16 protein-coding genes are annotated in these 20,806 nt (G+C 67.1%); 8 read left to right on the top strand and 8 right to left on the bottom strand.

The window, feature by feature from the left end; translation table 11 throughout:
• The 3 genes from CJ014_RS24170 to glmU form a co-directional block, all read right to left on the bottom strand.
• Positions 1-139 (bottom strand): ATP-binding cassette domain-containing protein (locus CJ014_RS24170; RefSeq protein WP_118847947.1); only part of this gene is annotated, 139 nt, incomplete at its 3' end.
• Between the two features lie 192 nt (positions 140-331).
• Positions 332-1,393 carry a multiple monosaccharide ABC transporter substrate-binding protein gene (chvE, locus tag CJ014_RS24165; protein ID WP_100083064.1) on the bottom strand — a complete coding sequence of 354 codons (1,062 nt, stop codon included), beginning with the start codon at positions 1,391-1,393 and terminating at the stop codon, positions 332-334.
• A 1,461-nt stretch (positions 1,394-2,854) separates the two neighbouring features.
• Entirely contained in the window at positions 2,855-4,216 is a 1,362-nt protein-coding gene (gene glmU, locus CJ014_RS24160; RefSeq protein ID WP_100083071.1) for a bifunctional UDP-N-acetylglucosamine diphosphorylase/glucosamine-1-phosphate N-acetyltransferase GlmU, read from the bottom strand.
• Positions 4,217-4,444: 228 nt separating this feature from the next.
• Between glmU and CJ014_RS24155 the strand changes: the two genes are divergently transcribed.
• Positions 4,445-5,053, top strand: coding sequence for an NUDIX domain-containing protein (locus CJ014_RS24155; protein ID WP_165790974.1), 609 nt, complete (start codon positions 4,445-4,447; stop codon positions 5,051-5,053).
• 15 nt (positions 5,054-5,068) lie between these two features.
• Here CJ014_RS24155 and CJ014_RS24150 read toward each other — a convergent pair whose 3' ends face one another.
• Positions 5,069-6,085, bottom strand: coding sequence for a substrate-binding domain-containing protein (locus CJ014_RS24150; protein ID WP_100083062.1), 1,017 nt, complete (start codon positions 6,083-6,085; stop codon positions 5,069-5,071).
• 397 nt (positions 6,086-6,482) lie between these two features.
• Between CJ014_RS24150 and CJ014_RS24145 the strand changes: the two genes are divergently transcribed.
• Positions 6,483-7,772 carry an ROK family transcriptional regulator gene (locus CJ014_RS24145; protein WP_100083061.1) on the top strand — a complete coding sequence of 430 codons (1,290 nt, stop codon included), beginning with the start codon at positions 6,483-6,485 and terminating at the stop codon, positions 7,770-7,772.
• Positions 7,773-8,061: 289 nt separating this feature from the next.
• On the opposite strand, the gene CJ014_RS24140 is transcribed toward CJ014_RS24145, so the two are convergent.
• Positions 8,062-8,937 (bottom strand): D-psicose 3-epimerase, encoded by an 876-nt coding sequence (locus CJ014_RS24140; RefSeq protein WP_100083060.1) that lies wholly within the window; start codon positions 8,935-8,937, stop codon positions 8,062-8,064.
• Positions 8,938-9,296: 359 nt separating this feature from the next.
• On the opposite strand from CJ014_RS24140, the gene CJ014_RS24135 reads away from it, so the two are divergent.
• The 6 genes from CJ014_RS24135 to CJ014_RS24115 all read left to right on the top strand — a co-directional run bounded on the left by CJ014_RS24135 (position 9,297) and on the right by CJ014_RS24115 (position 15,624).
• Entirely contained in the window at positions 9,297-10,256 is a 960-nt protein-coding gene (locus CJ014_RS24135; protein ID WP_100083059.1) for a tagatose kinase, read from the top strand.
• Positions 10,257-10,310: 54 nt separating this feature from the next.
• Complete coding sequence (locus CJ014_RS27955) at positions 10,311-10,460, top strand: class II D-tagatose-bisphosphate aldolase, non-catalytic subunit (RefSeq protein ID WP_165790973.1); 150 nt, start codon at positions 10,311-10,313, stop codon at positions 10,458-10,460.
• 346 nt (positions 10,461-10,806) lie between these two features.
• Positions 10,807-12,336: a sugar ABC transporter ATP-binding protein gene (locus CJ014_RS24130; protein WP_207765852.1), complete on the top strand. Its 1,530-nt coding sequence runs from the start codon at positions 10,807-10,809 to the stop codon at positions 12,334-12,336.
• 63 nt (positions 12,337-12,399) lie between these two features.
• Positions 12,400-13,371, top strand: coding sequence for an ABC transporter permease (locus CJ014_RS24125; protein WP_100083058.1), 972 nt, complete (start codon positions 12,400-12,402; stop codon positions 13,369-13,371).
• 37 nt (positions 13,372-13,408) lie between these two features.
• Positions 13,409-14,416, top strand: a complete 1,008-nt coding sequence (locus tag CJ014_RS24120; RefSeq protein ID WP_100083057.1) for a substrate-binding domain-containing protein — start codon at positions 13,409-13,411, stop codon at positions 14,414-14,416.
• Between the two features lie 41 nt (positions 14,417-14,457).
• Positions 14,458-15,624: an ROK family transcriptional regulator gene (locus CJ014_RS24115; protein WP_100083056.1), complete on the top strand. Its 1,167-nt coding sequence runs from the start codon at positions 14,458-14,460 to the stop codon at positions 15,622-15,624.
• Positions 15,625-15,729: 105 nt separating this feature from the next.
• Here CJ014_RS24115 and CJ014_RS24110 read toward each other — a convergent pair whose 3' ends face one another.
• The 3 genes from CJ014_RS24110 to CJ014_RS24100 form a co-directional block, all read right to left on the bottom strand.
• Positions 15,730-18,882 carry an efflux RND transporter permease subunit gene (locus CJ014_RS24110; protein ID WP_100083055.1) on the bottom strand — a complete coding sequence of 1,051 codons (3,153 nt, stop codon included), beginning with the start codon at positions 18,880-18,882 and terminating at the stop codon, positions 15,730-15,732.
• Positions 18,879-20,117, bottom strand: a complete 1,239-nt coding sequence (locus tag CJ014_RS24105; RefSeq protein WP_100083054.1) for an efflux RND transporter periplasmic adaptor subunit — start codon at positions 20,115-20,117, stop codon at positions 18,879-18,881. Before CJ014_RS24105 ends, CJ014_RS24110 begins: the two co-directional genes overlap by 4 nt.
• 141 nt (positions 20,118-20,258) lie before the next feature.
• Positions 20,259-20,804, bottom strand: a complete 546-nt coding sequence (locus tag CJ014_RS24100; RefSeq protein ID WP_100083053.1) for a DUF934 domain-containing protein — start codon at positions 20,802-20,804, stop codon at positions 20,259-20,261.
• Positions 20,805-20,806 lie beyond the last annotated feature (2 nt).

Genomic DNA, 20,806 nt, shown 5'->3' with positions numbered 1-20,806 from the left:
CGCCGCTCAGCACCTTCATCAGCGTCGACTTGCCGGCGCCGTTTTCACCGCAGAGCGCGTGGATTTCGCCTTCCTCTACCGAAAAGCTGACGTCGCGCAACGCAATGACGCCGGGAAACGTCTTGGTGATGTCGCGCATCTCGAGGATCACGTTCGTGCTCACGCGAGGCTCCTTTGTCCGCCGATCTCCGATGGGCGACAGGCAGAACAGTCTTGTTGTTGGTGTATTGCCGCCAGGGCACCCGAGGGCGCACCGATCCGCGCAGCGGACAGATTTTTAAGACCGCGCGGGGAACGAGCCCCGCGCGGAAAATCAGCAATCAGGACCGGATCAGAGGTCCGATTCCTTGTAGTAGCCGGAGTCGATGACGATCTCCTTGTAGTTGTCCTTGGTGACCAGCACCGGCTTCAGCAGGAAGGACGGAACGACCTTCACGCCGTTGTCGTAGGTCGTGGTGTCGTTGACTTCCACTTCCTGGCCCTCGAGGGCCTGCGACACCATCTTCACCGTCTGCTTGGCCAGCTCGCGGGTGTCCTTGAAGATCGTCGAATACTGCTCGCCGGCGACGATCGCCTTGACGGACGGCAGCTCGGCGTCCTGGCCGGACACGTACGGCATCGGCGTGCCTTCGGTGCCGTAGCCGACGCCCTTCAGCGACGAGATGATGCCGATCGAGATGCCGTCATAGGGCGACAGCACGGCGTCGACATGCTTGTCGGTGTAGTTGGCCGACAGGATGTTGTCCATGCGGGCCTGGGCGGTGGCGCCGTCCCAGCGCATGGTGGCGACCTGGGCGAAGTCCGTCTGGCCCGACTGGACGACGAGCTTGCCGCTGTCGATGTAGGGCTTCAGGATGCTCATGGCACCGTTGAAGAAGAAGGTCGAGTTGTTGTCGTCGGGCGAGCCGGCGAACAGTTCGATGTTGAACGGACCCTTGCCGTCCTTGAGGCCGAGCGGGGTCTCGAGCGACTCCGCCTGCAGCACGCCGACCTGGAAGTTGTCGAAGGTCGAATAGTAGTCGACGTTCGGCGAGTTGCGGATCAGGCGGTCGTAGGCAAACACCTTGACGCCGGCCTCGTGGGCCTTGGCCAGGATGTCGGTCAGCGTCGTGCCGTCGATCGAGGCGACAACGAGGACGTTGACGCCCTTGGTCACCATGTTCTCGATCTGGTTGAGCTGGTTCGGGATGTCGTCTTCAGCGTACTGAAGGTCGGTCTCGAAGCCGGCGGCCTGGAACTGCTCGACCATGCTGTGGCCGTCGGAAATCCAGCGCGACGAGGACTGCGTCGGCATGGCGATGCCGACCTTGCCCTTCTCGGCGGCGTAGGACGCGGTGGCCATGGCGGAAACGCCGATCACGAGCGTGGCAGCCAGAATCTTGGTAAGCTTCATTCTCTCCCCCTTCAATCCCGCGAGGGTTGGCGATCCGTCGCGCCCCCTCGGGAATTCCGTGTGAGTTGGTGACCAGTTTCGTCAGGCGCTTGCCGCCCCTGACGTCCTCATAAAGCAGGATGCTCCCGCCTTATTCCCTGTTGGGTCCGGCGACGGATTGCCGCCGGATCCGCTTCTTCCCTCCATGCCGGCTGGCGCCGGACAGAAGAAGGACACCCTTGCCGCGGAAGGTGGCCGCACGACCACCGCCGCGACGCCGCCCGCATCAGGCGGCGAACCGTTCGTTCCGGAATCCCTCCGGAAATCCGCACGCCAAAACCGCATGGCGGGCGGCGCGGACCTCCCGTTTCCCACCGGCAGTTTCACCGAAACCACGCGGCTGTCCAGACCTCGGCCGCACCGACCATCGACTAACGGGGCGGTGCTCGCCCGAGACCGGCCGACGCGCGCCAGGGGATTGGCGGAGCCGGAGGCCAGCGGTTTCGGCGGGACGGGACGGGAAGGAAAATCCTCCCATCGTCACGGCCGCCGGGTGATCGGCCGTGACATCTTTGTCCGTGGACGAAATGCCTTGCCGGCCGGGGCGCGATTTCATCTTGGCGGGACGATGCGTTGCAAACGACCGGACAGCATCGGCCTCGAACCGCGCACTGCCGCAGGCATCACGCTCCCAACTCCCTCTCATGCCTGATTTTTCCCCCAAATCAGCCGCGATCTCCGGTCCTCTTCCCAGGCGCCGGATCGACTTTATGTAATAGTTTAGCCAAGCGCTCCCTGCTCCGCAAGCCCACCGTTATCCGTGCAATCCCTTGCATTTTCGATGAAGGGGAATACGGTGCTCAGGCAACATGCCGTAATTAAAAGGGAAAATTCGACTTTAGGAGAATTTTGAGCGGTTTTCGAAGATCTTGCAATTATAAATTCGATTATCGAACAAAATTTTTATAGGTAAAATACAAATTATCAACTTAAAGATGAATGATGCGAATCAAAATAGACCTGAAGATGTGTCTCCGCTTTTCGCATCTCGCCTCGTCTCACGCCGCTTGCCATGCTTCTCCCCGGAAGGTTGGCTTGGCAAATCGCTTCACCACGGCGTGATGGGACAGGATCGTCCATGTTTTGATGAACGTTTCGGTCGGCTTCCGGTCTGAAAACGTTGGCAGGCGGCTACGGAAAAGCCTGTCCGGGCCGCCAAATGCGCCGATGGAGCCGTGAAATGGCGCACGGCGACGCTTGTGCCGCCCCGTCGCGGGCGCTGCAGTCGGCCGGGGCAGCCTACCGAAGATTGTTTTTCCCGATCGCCGGCCGGCCGGCGCGGCGGCATCGCGCGCGGCCTTTTGGCCATGGCAAATGAGGCAAAAGGGAATGAATCCGCTCGGCCATCCGGCGTTTGGCCAAGGTTGCGGCTTTCGCCGGGCCGTTCGAATGGCATCCGGGCGGCGTTCGGGCGGCCGGCGGTCAGCCCGTGGACTTCGCGGCGGCCTTCTTCGCGGCCAGCGCCGCCTTCTTCGCCGCTCCCATGCCTTCCTTCACGTCCTGGCGGGCGCGGCCGAAGGCCATGGCGTCGCCGGGCACGTCGGCGGTGATCACCGAGCCGGCCGCCGTCAGGGCGTTGTCGCCGACCGTGACCGGCGCCACCATGACGGTATTGGAGCCGACGAACACGTCGGCGCCAATGATCGTCCTGTGCTTGAAATAGCCATCGTAGTTGCAGGTGATGGTGCCGGCGCCGACATTGGTGCGGGCGCCGATCGATGCGTCGCCGATATAGGTAAGGTGATTGACCTTGGCGCCCTGGTCGACGCGGGCGTTCTTGATCTCGACGAAATTGCCGACGTGGACATTCTCGGCGAGGTCGGCGCCCGGCCTCAGCCGCGCATAGGGGCCGATCACGGCGCCGCTCGCCACCCTGGCGCCCTCAAGATGGCTGAACGCCCGGATGACGACGCCCGACGCCACCTCGACGCCGGGGGCGAACACCACATTGGGCTCGACGGTCACGTCGCGGCCGAGGCGGGTATCGAAGGAGAAGAACACGGTGTCCGGCGCGACCAGCGTCGCGCCGGCCGCCATGGCCTCGGCGCGCGCCCGCTTCTGGAAGATCGCCTCGGCGGCGGCAAGCTGGGCGCGGTCGTTGACGCCGACGAATTCGCTCTCCTCGCTGCCGATCACCGCTTCGGCCCGGAGGCCGCGCGCCGTGCCCAGGGCGACGGCGTCGGTCAGATAGTATTCGCCCTTGGCATTGGCGTTGCCGATCGCGTCGAGCAGCTCGGGCAACAGCCCCGGCCTGAATGCCATGATGCCCGAATTGCACAGGCGGATCGCCTTGGTCGATTCGTCGGCGTCCCTTTCCTCGACGATGGCGACGAGCCGCCCGTCCTCGATGATCAGCCGGCCGTAGCCGGTGGGCGCATCCGTCGTGAAGCCGAGCAGGGCGATGTCGGCGCCGGCCGACAGCCGGCCGGTGAGGGCGGCGATGGTGGCAGGCCGGACCAGCGGCGTGTCACCGAACAATATGAGCACCGGCCCCTGGTGGCGGGCGAGCGCCTCGCGGGCGGCAAGCGCTGCGTGGGCGGTGCCGAGCCGTTCACGCTGTTCGAACACCTGCGCGTCGGGGGCGGTCTTGGTCAAATGCGCGCGCACCTTGTCGGCGCCGATCACCACGGCGAGTCGGTCCGCTCCGCCGGCGCGGGCAATTTCCAGCACCGCATCGATGAGCGGTCGGCCACCGACCGGGTGCAGCACCTTCGGCAGGTCGGATTTCATGCGCGTGCCTTCCCCGGCCGCGAGGACGACGGCGAGACAGGACGGATGGTTCATGCTGGACTCCCAAACGATGGCTGCTGCATTTGGCCGAGGCGAGGGGCGGCGGTCAAGCTCCCACCGTGCCTTGCCGGCGGCCGGGTGCGCGGCGCCCGACTGTTGCCGACGGGCGACAGCGGCCGGGGACCGGCGCCGCCGATCCTCGCTGCCCGGCCGGCGGCGCTGGCGGGGCCGAGGATGGGCGGCTATCAAGGAGCGCATCAACGGCGACAGGGGAGATTCCATATGGCGGACCAACTTGCCGATAGCCGCTTGCCTCCCGTGTCGATCAAGGAGCGCCGGACCGTCTACGACGGCTGGCTGACGCTGGAAGTGGCGGTTCTCGAGACGACCGTTCATGGCGAGCCCCGGCTGGTGCGCCGCGAGGTGCACGACCATGGCGACGGCGCCGCCGTGCTGGTCTATGATTCGGTCCGCCGGACGGCCGTGCTGGTCCGGCAGGTGCGGGCGGCCGCGCTATTGGCCGACGGCCGCGGCATCACGCTCGAAGCGATCGCCGGCATCGTCGACGACGGCGAGAACGGCGAGACCACCGTGCGCCGCGAGGCCTGGGAAGAGGCGGGCTGCGTCGTCGGCAAGCTCGAGTTCCTCGGCCGGCCCTACGCTTCGCCCGGCTCGCTGACCGAGCGGGTCTGGCTCTATCTGGGCGAGGTCGACGCCACCGCGCCGCGCGGCAAGGGCGGCGGGCTCGCCGAGGAAAACGAGGAGATCGAGGTGGTCGAGCTGCCGCTGTCCGCGCTGGCCGATCTCGCCGATGGCGGCGAGGCGCTCGATCTCAAGACGCGGCTGCTCGTCGAGGCGCTGCGCCGGCGCCGGCCCGAGCTGTTCGCCTGATCCGGCCCACGGCTTTCAGCGACAGTCGGCGACGCGGCCGGCCGGCACGTCCTCGCAGAGACGCTGCGTGTCGATCCAGCCGGCCGTCAGGGCGAGGCCGAGCGCATCGACGGTGATGGTGAACGGCTGGAGGTAGAGCTCGTACGTCGTCCCCTGTCCGTCGTCGGCCGGCTTGGCTACCCCGAGCTCGCCGAGCGGCCGGCCGTCGGCCAGCTTCAGCGCCACCTCGCCCGCCTTGCGGGCCAATGCCGCGTGATCTTCCCAGATGGTGGCCGCCTGCAATCCGCGGGCGATGCGGTTGAGCGTCGCCGGGTCGCCGCCCTGGCCGACGACGGCCACCTTGTCGGCGAGGCCCCGCTCCTCCAGCACCGAGATGGCCTCGCCGGCGCTGGCGTCATCCGGCGTCAGCACGGCGTCGACGGCGTTGCGCGTGTCGTCGAGGATGTTGCCGAAGGCCCGCCGCGCGTTGAGCGACAGGCCGCCGGGCGTATAGGCCTCGCCGGCGATCCGGATCAGCCCGGCATTGATGGAATCCTTGAGGACGCCGGTCTGGCCGGCATAGAGGCGGGCGGTCTGGGGATCGTCGAAATCGCCTTTCAGCAGCACCCAGTTGCCGCGCGGCCGCGCGGCATAGAGAGCCATCGCCTGCAGCCGGCCGATATCGGTCTGGTTGAAGCCGATCGAGATCACGCCGTCGAGGCCGATCGGCCGATCGTAGCCGATGACCGACACGCCGGCGGCAACGGCCGCGCGGATCGACGGCTCCAGCGCCCGCGAGTCGACGGCCGCGACGATCAGGACGTCGACGTCCGCGTCGATCAGGCTTTTGACGTCGAGGATCTGCTTGGCCGCCGACAGCTGGGCGTCGGTTTCGATCACCGCGCCGGCGGCGGCCGCCACCGCCGCGCGGATGGTTTCCGAATCGGCTTTCCACTGACGCGCCATATCGCCGGGCCAGCTGACGCCGATGACCGGCGACGCCGCCGCCTGACCGAGCAGCCCGAGGACGATGGCCGGCAGCACCCTCCACATGTCGAAGACGTCCCCCGAATGGCGTTCCCATGGGCGCGCGGACAATACGCGCGGGCCCACGCGTTGTGAAGCGCGGCGGCGAAGCCGCTCGACCCAATGATTATCTTTGAAGTCCAAAAAAAGCGTGGACCGAGGCGGGGCGCGATGTCAATATTCGGGCCGATTTGGACCGGCCGCCGCGCGGGGGGCGAACGGACGGTCCTGCGGCGGTGCGAGGCGACGGCCGGGACGGCCGGACAGGCGGACGTCGCGGAGCAATGCCGGCAAAGCGGGCGGTTTTGCGTCGAAACAAGGAGATGGACCGGTTTCGGCGAGGCCGTTTTCGGCGGAGCTGGTCCAGTAGGATAAAGCGGGCGCCGGAGAGGGGAGGCCCCCGTCGGGGAGGACAGGCATCATCATGACCGTGCGTGGAGATGGAACGCGGCGCGTTTCCGTCGGCAAGGCCGACAGCGATCACGTTCGTCGGCAAAACCGGTCGCTGGTGCTGTCGGCGCTCAGGCGGCGCGAGCCGATCGCTCGCGTCGACCTCGGCGCCGAGACGCGCCTGTCGCCGGCGACCATCACCGCCATCACCGCCGACCTGATCGCCGAAGGGCTGATCGAGGCGCGCGACGACGAGGCGGAGGCCGGCGAGGTGCAGGCCGAGCCGGCGCGCCGCGGCCGGCCGCGCGTCATGCTGCGCCTCGACCCGACCGCCGGCTACGTGCTGGCGGCCAAGATCTCCCGCGACAGCGTCGTGCTGCAGCTTGCCGATTTCGACGGCCGCATCATCGACCGCCAGGAGGCGGTGGTGCCGACCTACGAGGAGACGCGCGACAGCTTCCCCGTCAAGCTCGCCGACCTGCTCGGCGGCATCGTCGCCGACAACGGCATCGATTTCCGCCAGGTGGCCGAGATCGCCATCGGCGCCCAGGGCTTCGTCGACACCAACACCGGATCGGTGATGTGGTCGCCGGCCTTCAGCGTCCGCGACATGCGCCTGGTCGAGCCGCTCAGGGTGCTGACCGGCCGCAACTGCATCCTCTCCAACGACGCCAACATGATCGCCCAGGCGCTGCACGAGGCCAACCCCGACGTCTACAACGGCACCTTCGCGGTGATCTTCGTCGACCAGGGCGTCGGCGCCGGCCTGTTCGTCGGCGACCGGCTGCACCACGGCGCCGCCGGCTCGGCGGCCGAATTCGGCCATATGAACCATCTGCCGGGCGGCGCCCTCTGCCAGTGCGGCCGGCGCGGCTGCCTCGAAGCCTATATCGCCGACTACGCCATCCACCGCCAGGCGCTCGGCCTGCCGGAGGACGCGCCGCCGCTCAGCGTGCGGCCGACGCAGGGGGAACTGATCGCCCACGAGGCGGCCGCCTATGCCGGCGACGAGGCGATGCGGGCGATCTACCATCGGGCCGGCGAGGCGCTCGGCTACGGGCTCGCCCGGTTGATGGCGCTGATCAACCCCAGCCGCATCGTGCTGACCGGCGGCTCGGTGCGCGCCTATCCGCTGTTTGAGGCGGGGCTGAAGGCGGCGATCGAGGCGGCGCTGGTCGAGGACCTGCGCCGGTCGACGGTGATCGAGACGCTACCCTGGCAGACCGACATGATCATGACCGGCCTGATCTCCTACATGCTGACGCGCCTCGACCGCGAGGTCTTCGCCAACCCGGCCGAGGCCCGGCGCTTCCGGATAAGCTGATATCCGAGTGCCAGAGGCGAAACCTCGGCGATATGCGCGATCGCTTGCGATGCGTCTTCTGGCAGTGGCATCCTCAACGCAGTTACGGAGCCATTTGCTCCCGTTCCAGTCGGCAAGGTCGCTTGCATGACGCGTCGGCGCCCGAGCAGGCTGGCAATGAGCGATTTCAGCCCAAGGTATGCGGCGTTCCATTCCGCATGGCAACGAACGGAATCGCATCCCGCTGAAATCGCTCAACTCTTTTCGGGACAGCTCTCATGCAAAGCTTCGCAAGGCGCTAGGCGGTCGTTTATGCGAAGCTCTCTTTCAGGAAGCGGAGCGATTCGGTTATGTACCGGTCCATTTCCCTGCCGTTGGCGTGGTTGCTGAGGTCCCGCCAAAGACGAATTGAGTATCCAACCGAACCGCCGGCAATGAGGAATGGCTCCATTACGACGGTTCCATCGTAACGGATATCATGCAGCGCCCCCGCCAGGGCCTTCCAATCTATGGTGTTATTCATGCCGGGAAGCTTGCGGTTGTTTTCGCCGACATGCAGATGCCCCAGCAATGGGCCCGCGGCGCGCACCGCATCAGGCAGGCTGTCTTCCTCGATATTCATATGGTAGGTGTCCAGCAAGATCTTCACTGCCGGGCTGCCGACCTTCTCGCAGTACGCGATCGCTTCCTCGCATGTGTTCAAAATGTAGGATTCGTTGCGATTCAGGACTTCGAGCGAAATGGTGATGCCCAGCCGCTCGGCCGTCTTCGCCACGATCCTGAGCGCATCGATGCTCCGGCTCCAGGCACCTTCCTTGTCGGTGGACTCGAAGTCGCAGGGCCAGAATGAATAGATGGCGCCTGCCAGCGAATTCGACCCCAGTTCGACCATCTTCTCCATGACGACGTTGAAATATTCAATTCCGTTCTGCCTGACCTTCTCATCGGTTGACGACAGATCGTATTCCTTGGCCGGGCCGCTATTGGTCGTAAATATGATATTGTGCTTCTTGCTCAGTTCGTTGAGGCGCCTCAGCTCCGGGGCGGACATGCGATAGACGTGGTCTGCGCTTACCTCGAGGATATCGAAGCCGATCTCCGACGCCTTTTCGATAAGCTTGGCATAGCTATTGCAATCACAGTTCCATTCCGGGCTCCAGTAGGAGTACAGTGTACCGAACTTCATTTTCGCTGCTTTCTTTTGAATTTGACTTCCACAAGCCGTGTCGACTATGTGAAGTCATCCGGTGGGCTTCGTATCTACTTCGTCTGACTGGAATTTTTAGCCGTGATAGTCAGATGGAAACTCGATGAGCTTGCGGCCGCAGGCTCCAACGGTTCGGGCATCGACTCGAAGCCCCTCCAGCCGACCTCCCGCTCGCATGCGTGAATGCCCAGGCGTCTCATTCGCTTCCTCCCCATCGCCTTGGAGCCCTGAACCCCCTAGCGATAAAATGTATGTTGCGACTACAAACAAATATATGATACGCACCTTGTCAATAGGCGTTCAGGCGAAGAGGACGCCGTTGGCACGGGAGGCAGCCGATGAAGAAAATCGTGACGGCCGGGGAGATCGTCGTCGAGATCATGGCGACCGAGATCGGACAGACGTTTCTTGAGCCGGGCCGGTGGGCCGGCCCCTATCCGTCGGGTGCGCCGGCGATCTTCATCAGCCAGGCCGCCCGCCTCGGTCAGCCCTGCGGCATGATCTCCAGCGTCGGCGCCGACGATTTCGGCAAGCTCAACCTCGACCGCCTGCGGGCCGACGGCGTCGACGTCTCGGCGATCGCCGTGCATGCGGATGCGGTCACCGGCACCGCCTTCGTGCGCTACGCCGCCGACGGCAGCCGCGCCTTCATCTTCAACATCCCGCAAAGCGCCTGCGGCCGGATCGCCATCGACGCGGCGGCGGAAGCGCTGCTGGCCGGCGCCGACCACTTCCATGTCATGGGGTCGTCTCTCTTCTCCGACCGGGTGGTCGAGGTGGTGAGAGCGGGCATCGCCGCGGTAAAGGCCAGGGGAGGCACGGTGTCGTTCGATCCCAACGTCCGCAAGGAGATACTCGGCGCCTCCGGGATGCGCGCCGCCCTCGACGCCATCCTGGAGCAGACCGACCTGTTCCTGCCGAGCGGTCCGGAAATCTTCCTGTTCGCCCAAGCCGAAGACGAAGCCGGAGCGGTGGCCGAGCTGCTGTCGCGCGGAATCTCGGCCGTGGTGGTCAAGAAGGGTGCCGCCGGCGCCGCATTCCACAGCCGCCGCGAAAGCGTGGAGATGCCGGGCTTCGTGGTCGAGGAAGTCGACCCGACGGGCGCCGGCGACTGCTTCGGCGCGGCCTTCGTCACGCACTGGCTGAGGGGCTTGGCGCCCGCCGAGGCGCTGCGGCTGGCAAATGCCGCCGGCGCGCTCGCCGTGACGCGCAAGGGGCCGATGGAGGGCGCATCCAGCACGGCGCAGATCGCCGCCTTTCTGGCGTCGGCCGAAATTCGCAAGGAAGCCCACGCATGACCGGCGCTACCCAATGCCTGTCGGCCATCGCGGCGCGCGGCAGTCGACGCGCTGATGGCCGCGCTCGGCGACCGCGAGATCCCTCTCGGACGGCTGCATGAGAGGGTGGCCGCGGGACGGGCCCGGCCGGTGGCGCGCGAGCTGGTGCTCGCCAATATCGGCCTCGTCCTGGCGGACTACGATTTCGCGACCGCGAGGGCGTGAGGCCTGTGCTGCAAGACGGCTCGGCGGCTCGTCCCGGCCGGGTTGCGCCGTTGCCGCGCGAGGCGGAAAGGCCCGGTTTTCAGTGGATGCCGACTTTCGGTTAGGTCACCCAACCGCCACTTGACATAGTCGCCATACTATGTTTGTTGCTAAAACATACAAACTAACAGGATCGTGGTAAACAGAACGACCTGAATAAAGTCCCGGACCGGGAAACGGGCTGCCATCGGATCGGAACCGAAAGCCAATGGCCCACGCGGCCGGCATCGGCCGGGGAGGCCGGGTCTCGATGCCCGGTACAGGGCCGCCGAGAAGGACCCGCCGATAGGGAGGCGAGGAGGAAAACATGATTTCCAGCGAAACGCCACTGAACGATGTCGGCACGATGGGCGCGGCGCCGCTGCTGCTCTCGGCCGATGCGGTGTCCAAGACCTTCAACAAGGTGGCGGCGCTGATCGACGGGCGGATCCGGCTGCGCGCCGGTACGGTCAACGCGCTCTGCGGCGGCAACGGTGCCGGCAAATCGACCTTCCTCAACATCCTGATGGGCCTTTACCGCCGCGATGCCGGCGTCATCGAGATCAAGGGCTCGGAGGTCGAATTCGCCAGCCCGGCGGAGGCGCTCGCCGGTGGCGTCGCCATCATCACCCAGGAGCTCAGCCCCTTCCTCGACATGACGGTGGCCGAGAACCTCTATCTCGGGCGCGAGCAGCGTCGCAGCCGGTTGTTCGTCGACGATCGCAAGATGATCACCGACGCCGAGGAACTGCTGGCGCGGCTGAAGTTCCCTCTGCCGCCGACCGCGCGGCTGCGCGACCTCTCCGTCGCCCAGGCGCAGTTGGTGGAGATCGCCAAGGCGATCAGCCGGCAGAGCGAAATCCTGATCATGGACGAGCCGACCTCGGCCATCGGCGAACGGGAAACGCAGATCCTGTTCGACGCCATCCGCAATCTGACCGCCCAGGGGGTCGGCATCATCTACGTCTCGCACCGGCTGACCGAGATCTTCGAGATCGCCGACGACTACACGGTGTTCCGCGACGGCCGCCATGTCGACAGCGGCTCGATCAAGGATATCGACCGGCTCGGCCTCATCCGATCCATCGTCGGGCGCGATCTTCTCGAGCACCGGCGCCGGCCGAAGGCCGACGGCAAGGCCGAGCCGGTGATCGAGGTCAAAGGCTTCTCGCGGCGCGGCAAGTTCGAGGGCATCGACCTCACGCTGCACAAAGGCGAGATCCTCGGGCTTTACGGGCTTCTGGGATCGGGCCGCAGCGAGTTCGTCAATTCCCTCTACGGCACCGAGCCGCGCGACAGCGGCGAGATCCGGCTTGACGGACGACCCGCCCAATTGAAGACGCCGGCGGATTCGATCCGTGCCGGCATCGCCCTCGTCACCGAAGACCGCAAGCAGACCGGCCTGTCGCTCACCGCGTCGGTGGCGCACAACGTTACCGTCGCCAACTTGCCGCATTACACCCGCGTCGGCTTCCTCGACGAACGGGCCGAACGCCGGAGCGTGGCCGATCAGGTCAAGCGCTTCTCGATCAAGGTCGCCTCGTTCGATCAGGCGGTCCAGAAGCTCTCCGGCGGCAACCAGCAGAAGGTGGTGCTGGCGCGCTGCCTCGATCCGAAGCCGCGCATCCTGATCTGCGACGAGCCGACCCGCGGCGTCGACGAGGGCGCCAAGCGCGAGATCTATGCCTTTCTTTCCGCCTTCGTAGCCGAGGGCAACTCGGTGCTGATGATTTCCTCCGAGGTGCCGGAAATCCTCGGCAATTCCGACCGGATCATCGTGTTCCGCCGCGGCCGGATCGCCGGTGAGGTCATCGGCGGCGAGGCGACGCAGGAGATGCTGGTCCATCTGGCGTCCTGATGCCGGCGGACCGAATGCCGCGCGCTTGGGAACATCATAACAAGCTTATGGGGAGTAAGGGTCGTGAAGGCTGCTGAAAGTGGGCGCCGCGAATGGGGTTTGGCCGAACTCGTATCTCGCTACGGTATCGTCATCTCCTTTCTGGTTCTGTTTCTGATTCTGTCGTTCCTGTCGAACAACTTCCTGACGTCCAACAACCTCGTGAACGTCCTGCGGCAGGTTTCCATCAACGGCGTGCTGGCGGTCGGCATGACCTTCGTCATCCTGACGGCGGGCATCGATCTGTCGATCGGCTCGATCCTGGCGCTGGCCGGCGCGGTGGCCGCCAGCCTGGTCACCGGCGGCGACGCGCAGCCGGCCGTCTTCGCCGTCATCGCCGGCGTGCTCGTCGGCACGGCCTGCGGCGTGATCAACGGCGGCTTGATCGCCTATTTCAGCGTGCCGCCCTTCGTGGCGACGCTGGGTCTGCTCAGCGTCGCCCGCGGCGCCACGTTGCTCTATAGCGGCGGCCGGCCGATCCCCAACCTCAGCCCGGAGTTCCGCTGGCTCGGCCAGGGCGCGGTGCTCGGCATCCCGGTGCCGGTGATCATCTTCGCCATCGTGTTCGCGATCGCCTACGTGACGCTGCGCTACTCGGTCTACGGCCGGCGCGTCTACGCGGTGGGCGGCAACCCGCGCAGCGCCAAGACGTCGGGCATCAACACGCGCGGCATCGTCTTTTCCGTCTACGCCCTGATGGGCGGGCTGGCGGGCCTCGCCGGCGTCATGCTGACGGCGCGCACCACCTCGGCGCTGCCGCAGGCCGGCATCGGCTACGAGCTCGATGCCATCGCCGCGGTCGTCATCGGCGGCACCAGCCTCACCGGCGGCATTGGCCGCATCACCTACACGCTCGTCGGCGTCCTGATCATCGGCATGATCAGCAACGGGCTCGATCTGATGGGTGTGTCTTCGTATTACCAGCAGATCATCAAAGGTTCCATCATCGTCCTGGCGGTGTTGATCGACCGTTCCAAGGATCGCGGTGAGTTGTGACGGGCAAACGGAAAGCCCATTGAAAGTGGAGGAAGAAATGAGGGTAAATCGTAGACTGATGCTCCAGGCCGCCGGCGTTGCCGTGGCTCTGCCGATGCTGATCGCCACTGCCGCCAGCGCCGCTCCGCTTCGGATCGCCGCCATCGTTCAGAGCCTCAATACCGAATACAACGTGCTCTGGGCCGATGCCGCCAAGGAACATCCGGCGCTCGCCGACGGTACGGCGACGCTGACCATCCTGGACGGCCGGCAGGACGTGCTGACCCAGTCCAACCTGTTCGACACCGCCATCACCGAGAAGTATGACGCCATCATCTTCATCCCGGTGGATATCGACGCCGGCAACGAGCCGCTCGAACGGGCCCGCAAGGCCGGCATTCCGGTGTTCGGTTCCAACACGGTCGTTTCCAAGACCGAGCTCTATGACGCCTACATCAACTCGAACGACGTCGAGGCCGGCGAGATGCTGGCCAAGGCAGTGATCGACAAGGCCGGCGACGACGCCAAGATCGTCATCCTCGAGGGCATGATCGGCCAGTCGGCGCAGGTCCAGCGGTTCCAGGGCATCCAGAATGTGCTCGCCGGGAAGCCGAACGTCACCGTCCTCGGCCAGAACACGGCCAACTGGTCGCGCGCCGAGGCCATCACGTTGATGGAGAACTTCCTCACCGCCAATGGCGACCAGATCAAGGGCGTGCTGGCCGAAAACGACGAGATGGCGGTTGGCGCCATCGAGGGTATCCGCAACTATGGCCTCGCCCCGGGTTCCGTTCCGGTTGCCGGCGTCGACGGCATCAAGGACGCGCTCGAGGCGGTCAAGCGCGGAGACCAGTTGATGTCGATCCTGCAGGATGCCAAAGGTCAGTCTCAGGGTGCCATCGACCTGGCCCTCAACAAGCTGATCGACGGCTACAAGCCGCGCGCGGCGGTGTGGGACGCGAACGGCGGCTCCCTGGCCTGGAATGAGGGCAAGGAACAGCACTATTACGTGCCGTGGCTCGCCGTCACCTCGGCGAACGTTGATCATGTGTTGTCCGCCCACTAAGCTTAGGGTGCGGGAGGGGGCAGTCCCCTCCCGCAGTTTTCATGATGAATAATCCCCAGACCATTCGATATTTGAATGAGATTGATGCGTTGAACGCCCTGTTTCGGAAGGGTGGGATGAGCCGGGCCGAGCTTGCGCGCGTGCTCGGGCTCAACCGGTCGTCGACGGGCAACATCGTGGCGTCCCTCATGTCGTCGGGTCTGGTGATCGAAGCGCCGGACACGCCTCGTCCCGGAGAAGAGAAACGGACCGGGCGGCCCGGCATCGAGATCCGTCTCTCGCCCGACGGCGGCTATTTTACCGGCGTGGAGATCGGCGTCGACCGGCTGAGCGCGGTGGTGATCGACCTCTCGGCGTCGACCGTGCAGCAAAAGTCGGTCGCCTTCGACAGTCCTTCCTTCCCGCCGGAGGCGGTGATCGCCAAGGCGGCGGCTCTCGCCGCCAGCGTCCTGCCGACCGTCGAGGAAAGCCGGCTGAAGGGCATATGCGTCACGCTGCCGGCGCTGCTCGATCATGCCGGCAACGCCCGCAACGCTCACATGCTCGGCTGGCGGGACACGCCGGTCACGGACATGCTGCGGGAGTTCCTTCCTTTTCCGATCGATGTGACGGCGGAGAACGATGCCAATGCCTTCGCCATCGGCGAGATCTACAGCGGCGACCTGGACTGGTCCAACACCAGCATCTTCCTTCACATCGAGAACGGCGTCGGCGGCGCCATTACCGCTGGCGGCAGGCTGTTCCGCGGCGCCTTCGGCTTCGCCGGCGAATTCGGCCATCTGACGATCGAGCGCAACGGCCGGCCGGCCCGGCGTGGTACGGCCGGCGAACTCGAAACGCTGATCGGCAAGGACATGGTGCTCGGCACCTACGAAGAACAGGGTGGACAGCCCGACCTCGACCGGTTCCTGGCGGCGCTTGCCCGCGGCGATGAGATGGCGCGGCGAATTGCCGACGCATGGGCCGACGACCTCAGCCATGGCCTGGCGCAACTGGTCAAGGTGCTCGATCCCGACCTCGTGGTGCTCGGCGGCTCGGTGGCGCCGATCTATCCGTTCGTCGAGAAGCGGGTGCGCGAGAATCTCGATTCGATGCTGATCGTCGGTTTGCCGCGGCCCAAAATAGAGCTTTCAACCCTGGGACCATCCGGCGCGGCTTTCGGCGCTGCCTGTATGGTGCATCAGCGATTCTTCAGCGCCGGCAGTTGACATCGAGCAATTGCGGCAAACGTCGGAACCCGTCTTGCATCCGGAAATGCTCCAGTCGCCTCGCCGAGCGGCTGCGTCGGCCTCTTCGCGGGTTGCCATGATCTTCTATTCGGCGGCGAGCTTCGATGCCGCCGGGGCCGCCGTCTCGCGTTCGGTGAGGCCGATCGCCTCGGCGGCGGTGAGTTCGCCGGACAGCAGCCGCTCGACATGGCCGCGCGGCTTGGCGAAGCCGGCCAGAAGCAGATAGGCGACCGGCGTCAGGAACAGCGTGAAGACCGTCGCAAAGCCGAGGCCGCCCACCAGCACCCAGCCGAGGGCGACGCGCGCCTCGGCGCCGGCGCCGAAGGCCAGCACCAGCGGCACGGCGCCGACGATGGTGGCGATCATCGTCATCATCACCGGCCTCAGGCGGATGCGGGCGGCCGCATTGATCGCCTCGCGGACGCTGCGGCCTTCGTCGCGCAGCTGATTGGCGAACTCGACGATCAGGATGCCGTTCTTGGCCATGATGCCGACCACCATGACGAGACCGATCTGGCTGTAGATGTTGAGCGTGCCGCCGGTGAAGCGGATGGCGAACACGGCGGCGGCGAGGCCGAAGGGCACGGTGGCGATGATGATCAGCGCGGCGACGAAGCTCTCGAACTGGGCGGCGAGCACCAGGAGCACCACGATCAGCGCGAAGCCGAAGGTGGTGGCGAGGCCGGCCGACGTCTGGGCCAGCGCCGCCGCCTCGCCGGTTTGCTTGATGCCGTAGCCGGCCGGCAGCACCGAGGCCGCCACCTCGTCGGCCACCGCCATCGCCTGGCGGAGCGCCACGCCGGGCGCCGGGTCGACGGTGATCGGCACCGCCCGCTGCTGGCCGTCGCGCGACAGGCCGGGCGCCGTCGAGCCCTCGACGAGCGTGGCGATGGCGCTCATCGGCACCATCCGCTTGTCGGCGGTCCTGAGGAAGACGTTGCCGAGGTCGGTCGGGTCGTCGATCGGCGTGGCGCTCGACACCAGCTTGACCGGAATGATCCGGTCGCCGACCGACACGTCCACCACCTCGCGGCCGTCGAGCACCGCCTGCAGCGCCTGCGCCAGCCCGGCGACGGGAATGCCGAGATCCTGCGCCCGGTCGCGATCGATGCGCACGGAGAGCTGCGGCTGCGTCGGCTGGTAGTCGAGGGTGGCGCCGCGCACCTCCGGCCGCGTCTCCAGGGCCTTGATGAAGGCGTCGCCGACCTGGGACAGGCCCTCGAAGTCGGGCCCGACCAGCGACAGGCGCAGGCCCTGGCCGCCGCCGCGGATGCCGAGCGAGTTGGAGCCGAGCATGCGCGCCTGGATCGACGGGATGGCGGCCAGCTTGGCGTTGATCTCGGCGGCGATCGCCGCCTGGCCGCGCGCCCGCTCTTCCCACGGGGCCAGCGTCACCATCATGAAGCCGGAGTTGGTGTCGCCACGCCCGGCGATGGCGAAGCTGGCCGTCGCCTCGCCGCTGTCGAGATAGGGCTGGACCACGGCGGCCACCTTGTCCATCTGCCGCCCCATGTTGTCGATGGAAATGCCCGGCGGCGCGGTGATCATCAACGACACCGAGCCGCGGTCCTCGCGCGGCGTCAGCTCGCTCGGCAGGCCCTGGAAGATGATCCAGGCGACGCCGCCGAAGGCGACCGACAGGGCGATGACCACCAGCGGGGCGGCGAGCGCCGCGTCGAGCAGCCGGCCGTAGAGCGCGGCGAGCGGCCGGCCGACGGCCCCGAGCAGCCGCGGCATGATCGCCCGCTTCTGCCGTTCCTCGGCCGGCAGGATGGTGGCGGCGAGCATCGGCGCGAAGGTCAGCGCCGTGACGCCGGAGATGGTGACGGCGATGGCCAGCACGAAGCCGAATTCGCGGAACAGGCTGCCGGCGGTGCCCGGCAGGAAGGAGATCGGCACGAAGACGGCGGCGAGCGTCGCCGTGGTGGCCAGCACGGCGAAGAACACCTCCTCGGTGCCGAGCACCGCGGCGGCGCGCGGCTTCATGCCCATGTGGCGGCGGCGGACGATGTTCTCCAGCACGACGATGGCGTCGTCGACCACCAGGCCGGTGGCCAGCACCAGCGCCAGCAGGGTGACGATATTGATCGAGAAGCCGGTCAGCCACATCGCCGCCAGCGTGCCGACCAGCGACACCGGGATGGTGATGGCCGGGATCAGCGTCGCCCGCCAGTTGGCGAGGAACAGGTAGATGACGGCGACGACGATGACGACGCCGAGGCCGAGCGCCAGGATCACCTCGTGCAGGGCGCCGTTGATGAAGCGCGCCTCGTCGGAGGTGACGGCGAGCTCGACGCCGTCCGGCAGCGTCGGCTTCAGGCTCGCCACCACGCGGGCGACGTCGTCGGAAATCTGGATCGAGTTGGAGCGGGCGGCCCGGACGATGCCCATGCCGATGCCGGCCTTGCCGTTGATCTTGAGCTGCGAGGTGCCGGTGTCGGGGGCGAGCGACACCGTCGCCACGTCGCCGAGCCGCGTGTTGGCGTCGATCAGCAGGCGCGCCATGGCCGCCGCGTCGGTGACGCGGGCGTCGGCGCGCACCACCAGGCTGAGGTCGCGATTGGCGAGCGCGCCGGCCGGGCTGTCCATCGACACGGTGGACAGCGTCGCGATGAGGTCGGCGATGGTGAGGCCGCGCGCCGCCAGCGCCGTCTGGTCGATGTCGACGCGGAACACCGGCTCCTGGTCGCCGAACACCTGCACGTCGGCGACGCCGTCGACGGCGGCCAGCGCGTCGGCGATGCGGTCGTTGACCAGGCTGGTCAGCTCCTCCAGCGACACCCGGTCGGAGGTGACGGCGAGGCGGATGATGGCGTCGCCGTCGGCGTCGGCCTTGACGATCTGCGGCTCGTCGACGTCGTCCGGCAACTGGTTGCGGATGCGGCTCACCACGTCGCGGGTGTCGTTGGCGGCGACGTTGAGGTCGGTGTTCTCGGAAAACTCGATGGTGACGCGCGACCGTCCGAAGCTCGACCGGCCGGAGATCGAGGTGACGCCAGCGACCCGCGACACCGCCGCCTCGACGCGGGCGGTGACGTCGGTATCGATGGTCTCCGGCGCGGCGCCGTCGTAGCCGACGGTCACCGTCACCACGGGACGGTCGACGTCCGGCAGCTCGCGCACTTCCACGTCGCGATAGGCGGCCAGTCCGGCGACGACGACCAGCGCGTTGACCACCAGCGCCAGCACCGGCCGGCGGACGAACAGCGCGGTGAGGGCGTGGCTGCGGCCGCTCATGGTTCCGCCCCCTCGCTTCCGTCGGCCAGTTGCCTCGGTTCGCCGGCCATCCGGACGGGCGCGCCGGCCCGCACCGACTGAATGCCTTCGACGACCACCGGGTCGCCGGCCGCGAGGTCGCCGCTGACCAGCACCGTGTCCTTGTTCCGCTCGACGATGGCGACGCCGACCCGCTTCGCCTTGCCGTCGTCGACGGCCCAGACATAGGCGCCGTCGCGATCCCACTGCACCGACGGCGCCGGTACGGCGGTCTTCCGGATGCCGGGAAAGCGGACGCTCACGGCGAACGACATGCCGGGCCGGAGGACGTCGTCGCGGTTCCGCACCGTCGCCTGCGCCACCAGCGTCCGGCTGTCGGATTCGATGCGGCTGCCGACGGCGGTGACCTTGCCGGCAAAGCGGGCGCCGGGTTGCGACGGCGTCGCCACCTCGATCGGCTGGTCGATGGCGAGGCGGGCGGCGAAGGCCTCGGGGACGCGGAATTCGACCTTGATGTCCGAGCGGTCGTCGAGGGTGACGATCTCGGTGGAGCTCGACACCATGTCGCCCACCTCGACCGAGGTGAGGCCGACGACGCCGGCGAACGGCGCGGCGATGGTGCGGCGGCTGAGGTTGAGCTCGGCTTCCTGCAGGGCCAGGCGCGCCTTCGACAGCTCGAAGCGGGCCGTGTCGCGCTCGGCGGCGGAAATCGCCCGCGTCTCGGCCAGCCGGTCGTTGCGCGTCGCCCTGGCGTCGGCATCCTGCAGGGCGACCCTCGCCTGCTCGACGGCGATCTTCTCGCTGTCGTCGTCGAGACGGACGAGCGTGGCGCCGGCCTCGACCCGCTCGCCCGATGTGAAGGTGATCTCGGTCACCATGCCGACGGCGCGCGGGAAGATGACGACGGTGCGCGCCGCCTCGGCGGTGCCGATGGCGCTGACGCGATCGGCGGTTTCGGTCATGACGACGGGGGCGGTGACCACCAGCGCCGCTCGCGCGCCTCCGGAGCCGCCGCCCGCGGCGTCGGCGGATCGGCCGCCGCCGGTTTCGTTGCCGTTGCGGCGGCTGCCCTCGGCTTTCGGCGTTGCCGCGGCCGCGCTGTCGCCGGCGGCGAGGAAGGCCCATTCGGGCAGCAGTGCTCCGGGAACACCGGCGGCGATCAGCCGAGGACGCGCCGCCGGGTCGAGAGCGCCCCAGCCGACGATTCCCGCCAGCCCCAGGAGCAGGGCGAGCACCAGTTGTTTCCAGAAGGCCATGGTCCGGCTCCGTTTCGGCACTGTAGCCTAAGGGATAATCCGGAAAACTTGAGATACGAAAGCGGCGAAAGTGTACGCGAGTGTATCACGCGGCCGGGCGCGGCTCCATTACGCCGCCGGTAGCGGTCGGGATGGCCGGTCTCAGGTGGCGCGCCGGCGCAGCCAGGGGCGGGTGCCGGCCGGTGGTTCCGGCACGGCGCCCGGCTGATAATGGAGGCCGGGCGAGGGATCGCGGCCTTCGGAGAGATAGCGGCGGGTCGTCGCGTTCCTGACTTCGAAAGCCGTGAAGCCGACGCGGCGCATCAGCGGGATCTCGTCGATCAGCACATCGCCGACCGCTCGGATCTCGCCGGTGAAACCGGCGCGGACGAAACGGGCGGCATGGCTGAAGCCGCGGCCATCGGCATATTTCGGAAAATCGATGGCAAGAACGGCGACGCGATCGAGCAGCGGCAGCGCGTCCTCGAGGCGGTCGGCCGGCGAAAACAGCAGGCCCAGCCGGCGGTTGCCGGGGCCGTCGTGCTCGAGCGCCGTCCGCAATGCGGCAAGCGGCAGGATCAGGCCGTCGCCGCCGCTGTCCTCGGCGGCGATGACGAAGTCGTTGGGTTCGAAGCGGCCGCCCCGATAGACGTCCGGCGTCGAGGTGCCGGTGGCGGCGGCCTGCGGCACGATGGCGGTGGCGACCATGA

The organism is Pleomorphomonas carboxyditropha, assembly GCF_002770725.1.
GTDB classification, from domain to species: domain Bacteria; phylum Pseudomonadota; class Alphaproteobacteria; order Rhizobiales; family Pleomorphomonadaceae; genus Pleomorphomonas; species Pleomorphomonas carboxyditropha.
This window is presented reverse-complemented; position numbering and strand designations above follow the sequence as displayed.

Bases quoted from the DNA above. Each gene is read 5' to 3' on its own strand.
- chvE (WP_100083064.1), bottom strand. From the start codon at position 1,393: ATGAAGCTTACCAAGATTCTGGCTGCCACGCTCGTGATCGGCGTTTCC.
- glmU (WP_100083071.1), bottom strand. From the start codon at position 4,216: ATGAACCATCCGTCCTGTCTCGCCGTCGTCCTCGCGGCCGGGGAAGGC.
- CJ014_RS24155 (WP_165790974.1), top strand. From the start codon at position 4,445: ATGGCGGACCAACTTGCCGATAGCCGCTTGCCTCCCGTGTCGATCAAG.
- CJ014_RS24150 (WP_100083062.1), bottom strand. From the start codon at position 6,085: ATGTGGAGGGTGCTGCCGGCCATCGTCCTCGGGCTGCTCGGTCAGGCG.
- CJ014_RS24145 (WP_100083061.1), top strand. From the start codon at position 6,483: ATGACCGTGCGTGGAGATGGAACGCGGCGCGTTTCCGTCGGCAAGGCC.
- CJ014_RS24140 (WP_100083060.1), bottom strand. From the start codon at position 8,937: ATGAAGTTCGGTACACTGTACTCCTACTGGAGCCCGGAATGGAACTGT.
- CJ014_RS24135 (WP_100083059.1), top strand. From the start codon at position 9,297: ATGAAGAAAATCGTGACGGCCGGGGAGATCGTCGTCGAGATCATGGCG.
- CJ014_RS27955 (WP_165790973.1), top strand. From the start codon at position 10,311: ATGGCCGCGCTCGGCGACCGCGAGATCCCTCTCGGACGGCTGCATGAG.
- CJ014_RS24130 (WP_207765852.1), top strand. From the start codon at position 10,807: ATGATTTCCAGCGAAACGCCACTGAACGATGTCGGCACGATGGGCGCG.
- CJ014_RS24120 (WP_100083057.1), top strand. From the start codon at position 13,409: ATGAGGGTAAATCGTAGACTGATGCTCCAGGCCGCCGGCGTTGCCGTG.
- CJ014_RS24115 (WP_100083056.1), top strand. From the start codon at position 14,458: ATGATGAATAATCCCCAGACCATTCGATATTTGAATGAGATTGATGCG.
- CJ014_RS24110 (WP_100083055.1), bottom strand. From the start codon at position 18,882: ATGAGCGGCCGCAGCCACGCCCTCACCGCGCTGTTCGTCCGCCGGCCG.
- CJ014_RS24105 (WP_100083054.1), bottom strand. From the start codon at position 20,117: ATGGCCTTCTGGAAACAACTGGTGCTCGCCCTGCTCCTGGGGCTGGCG.
- CJ014_RS24100 (WP_100083053.1), bottom strand. From the start codon at position 20,804: ATGGTCGCCACCGCCATCGTGCCGCAGGCCGCCGCCACCGGCACCTCG.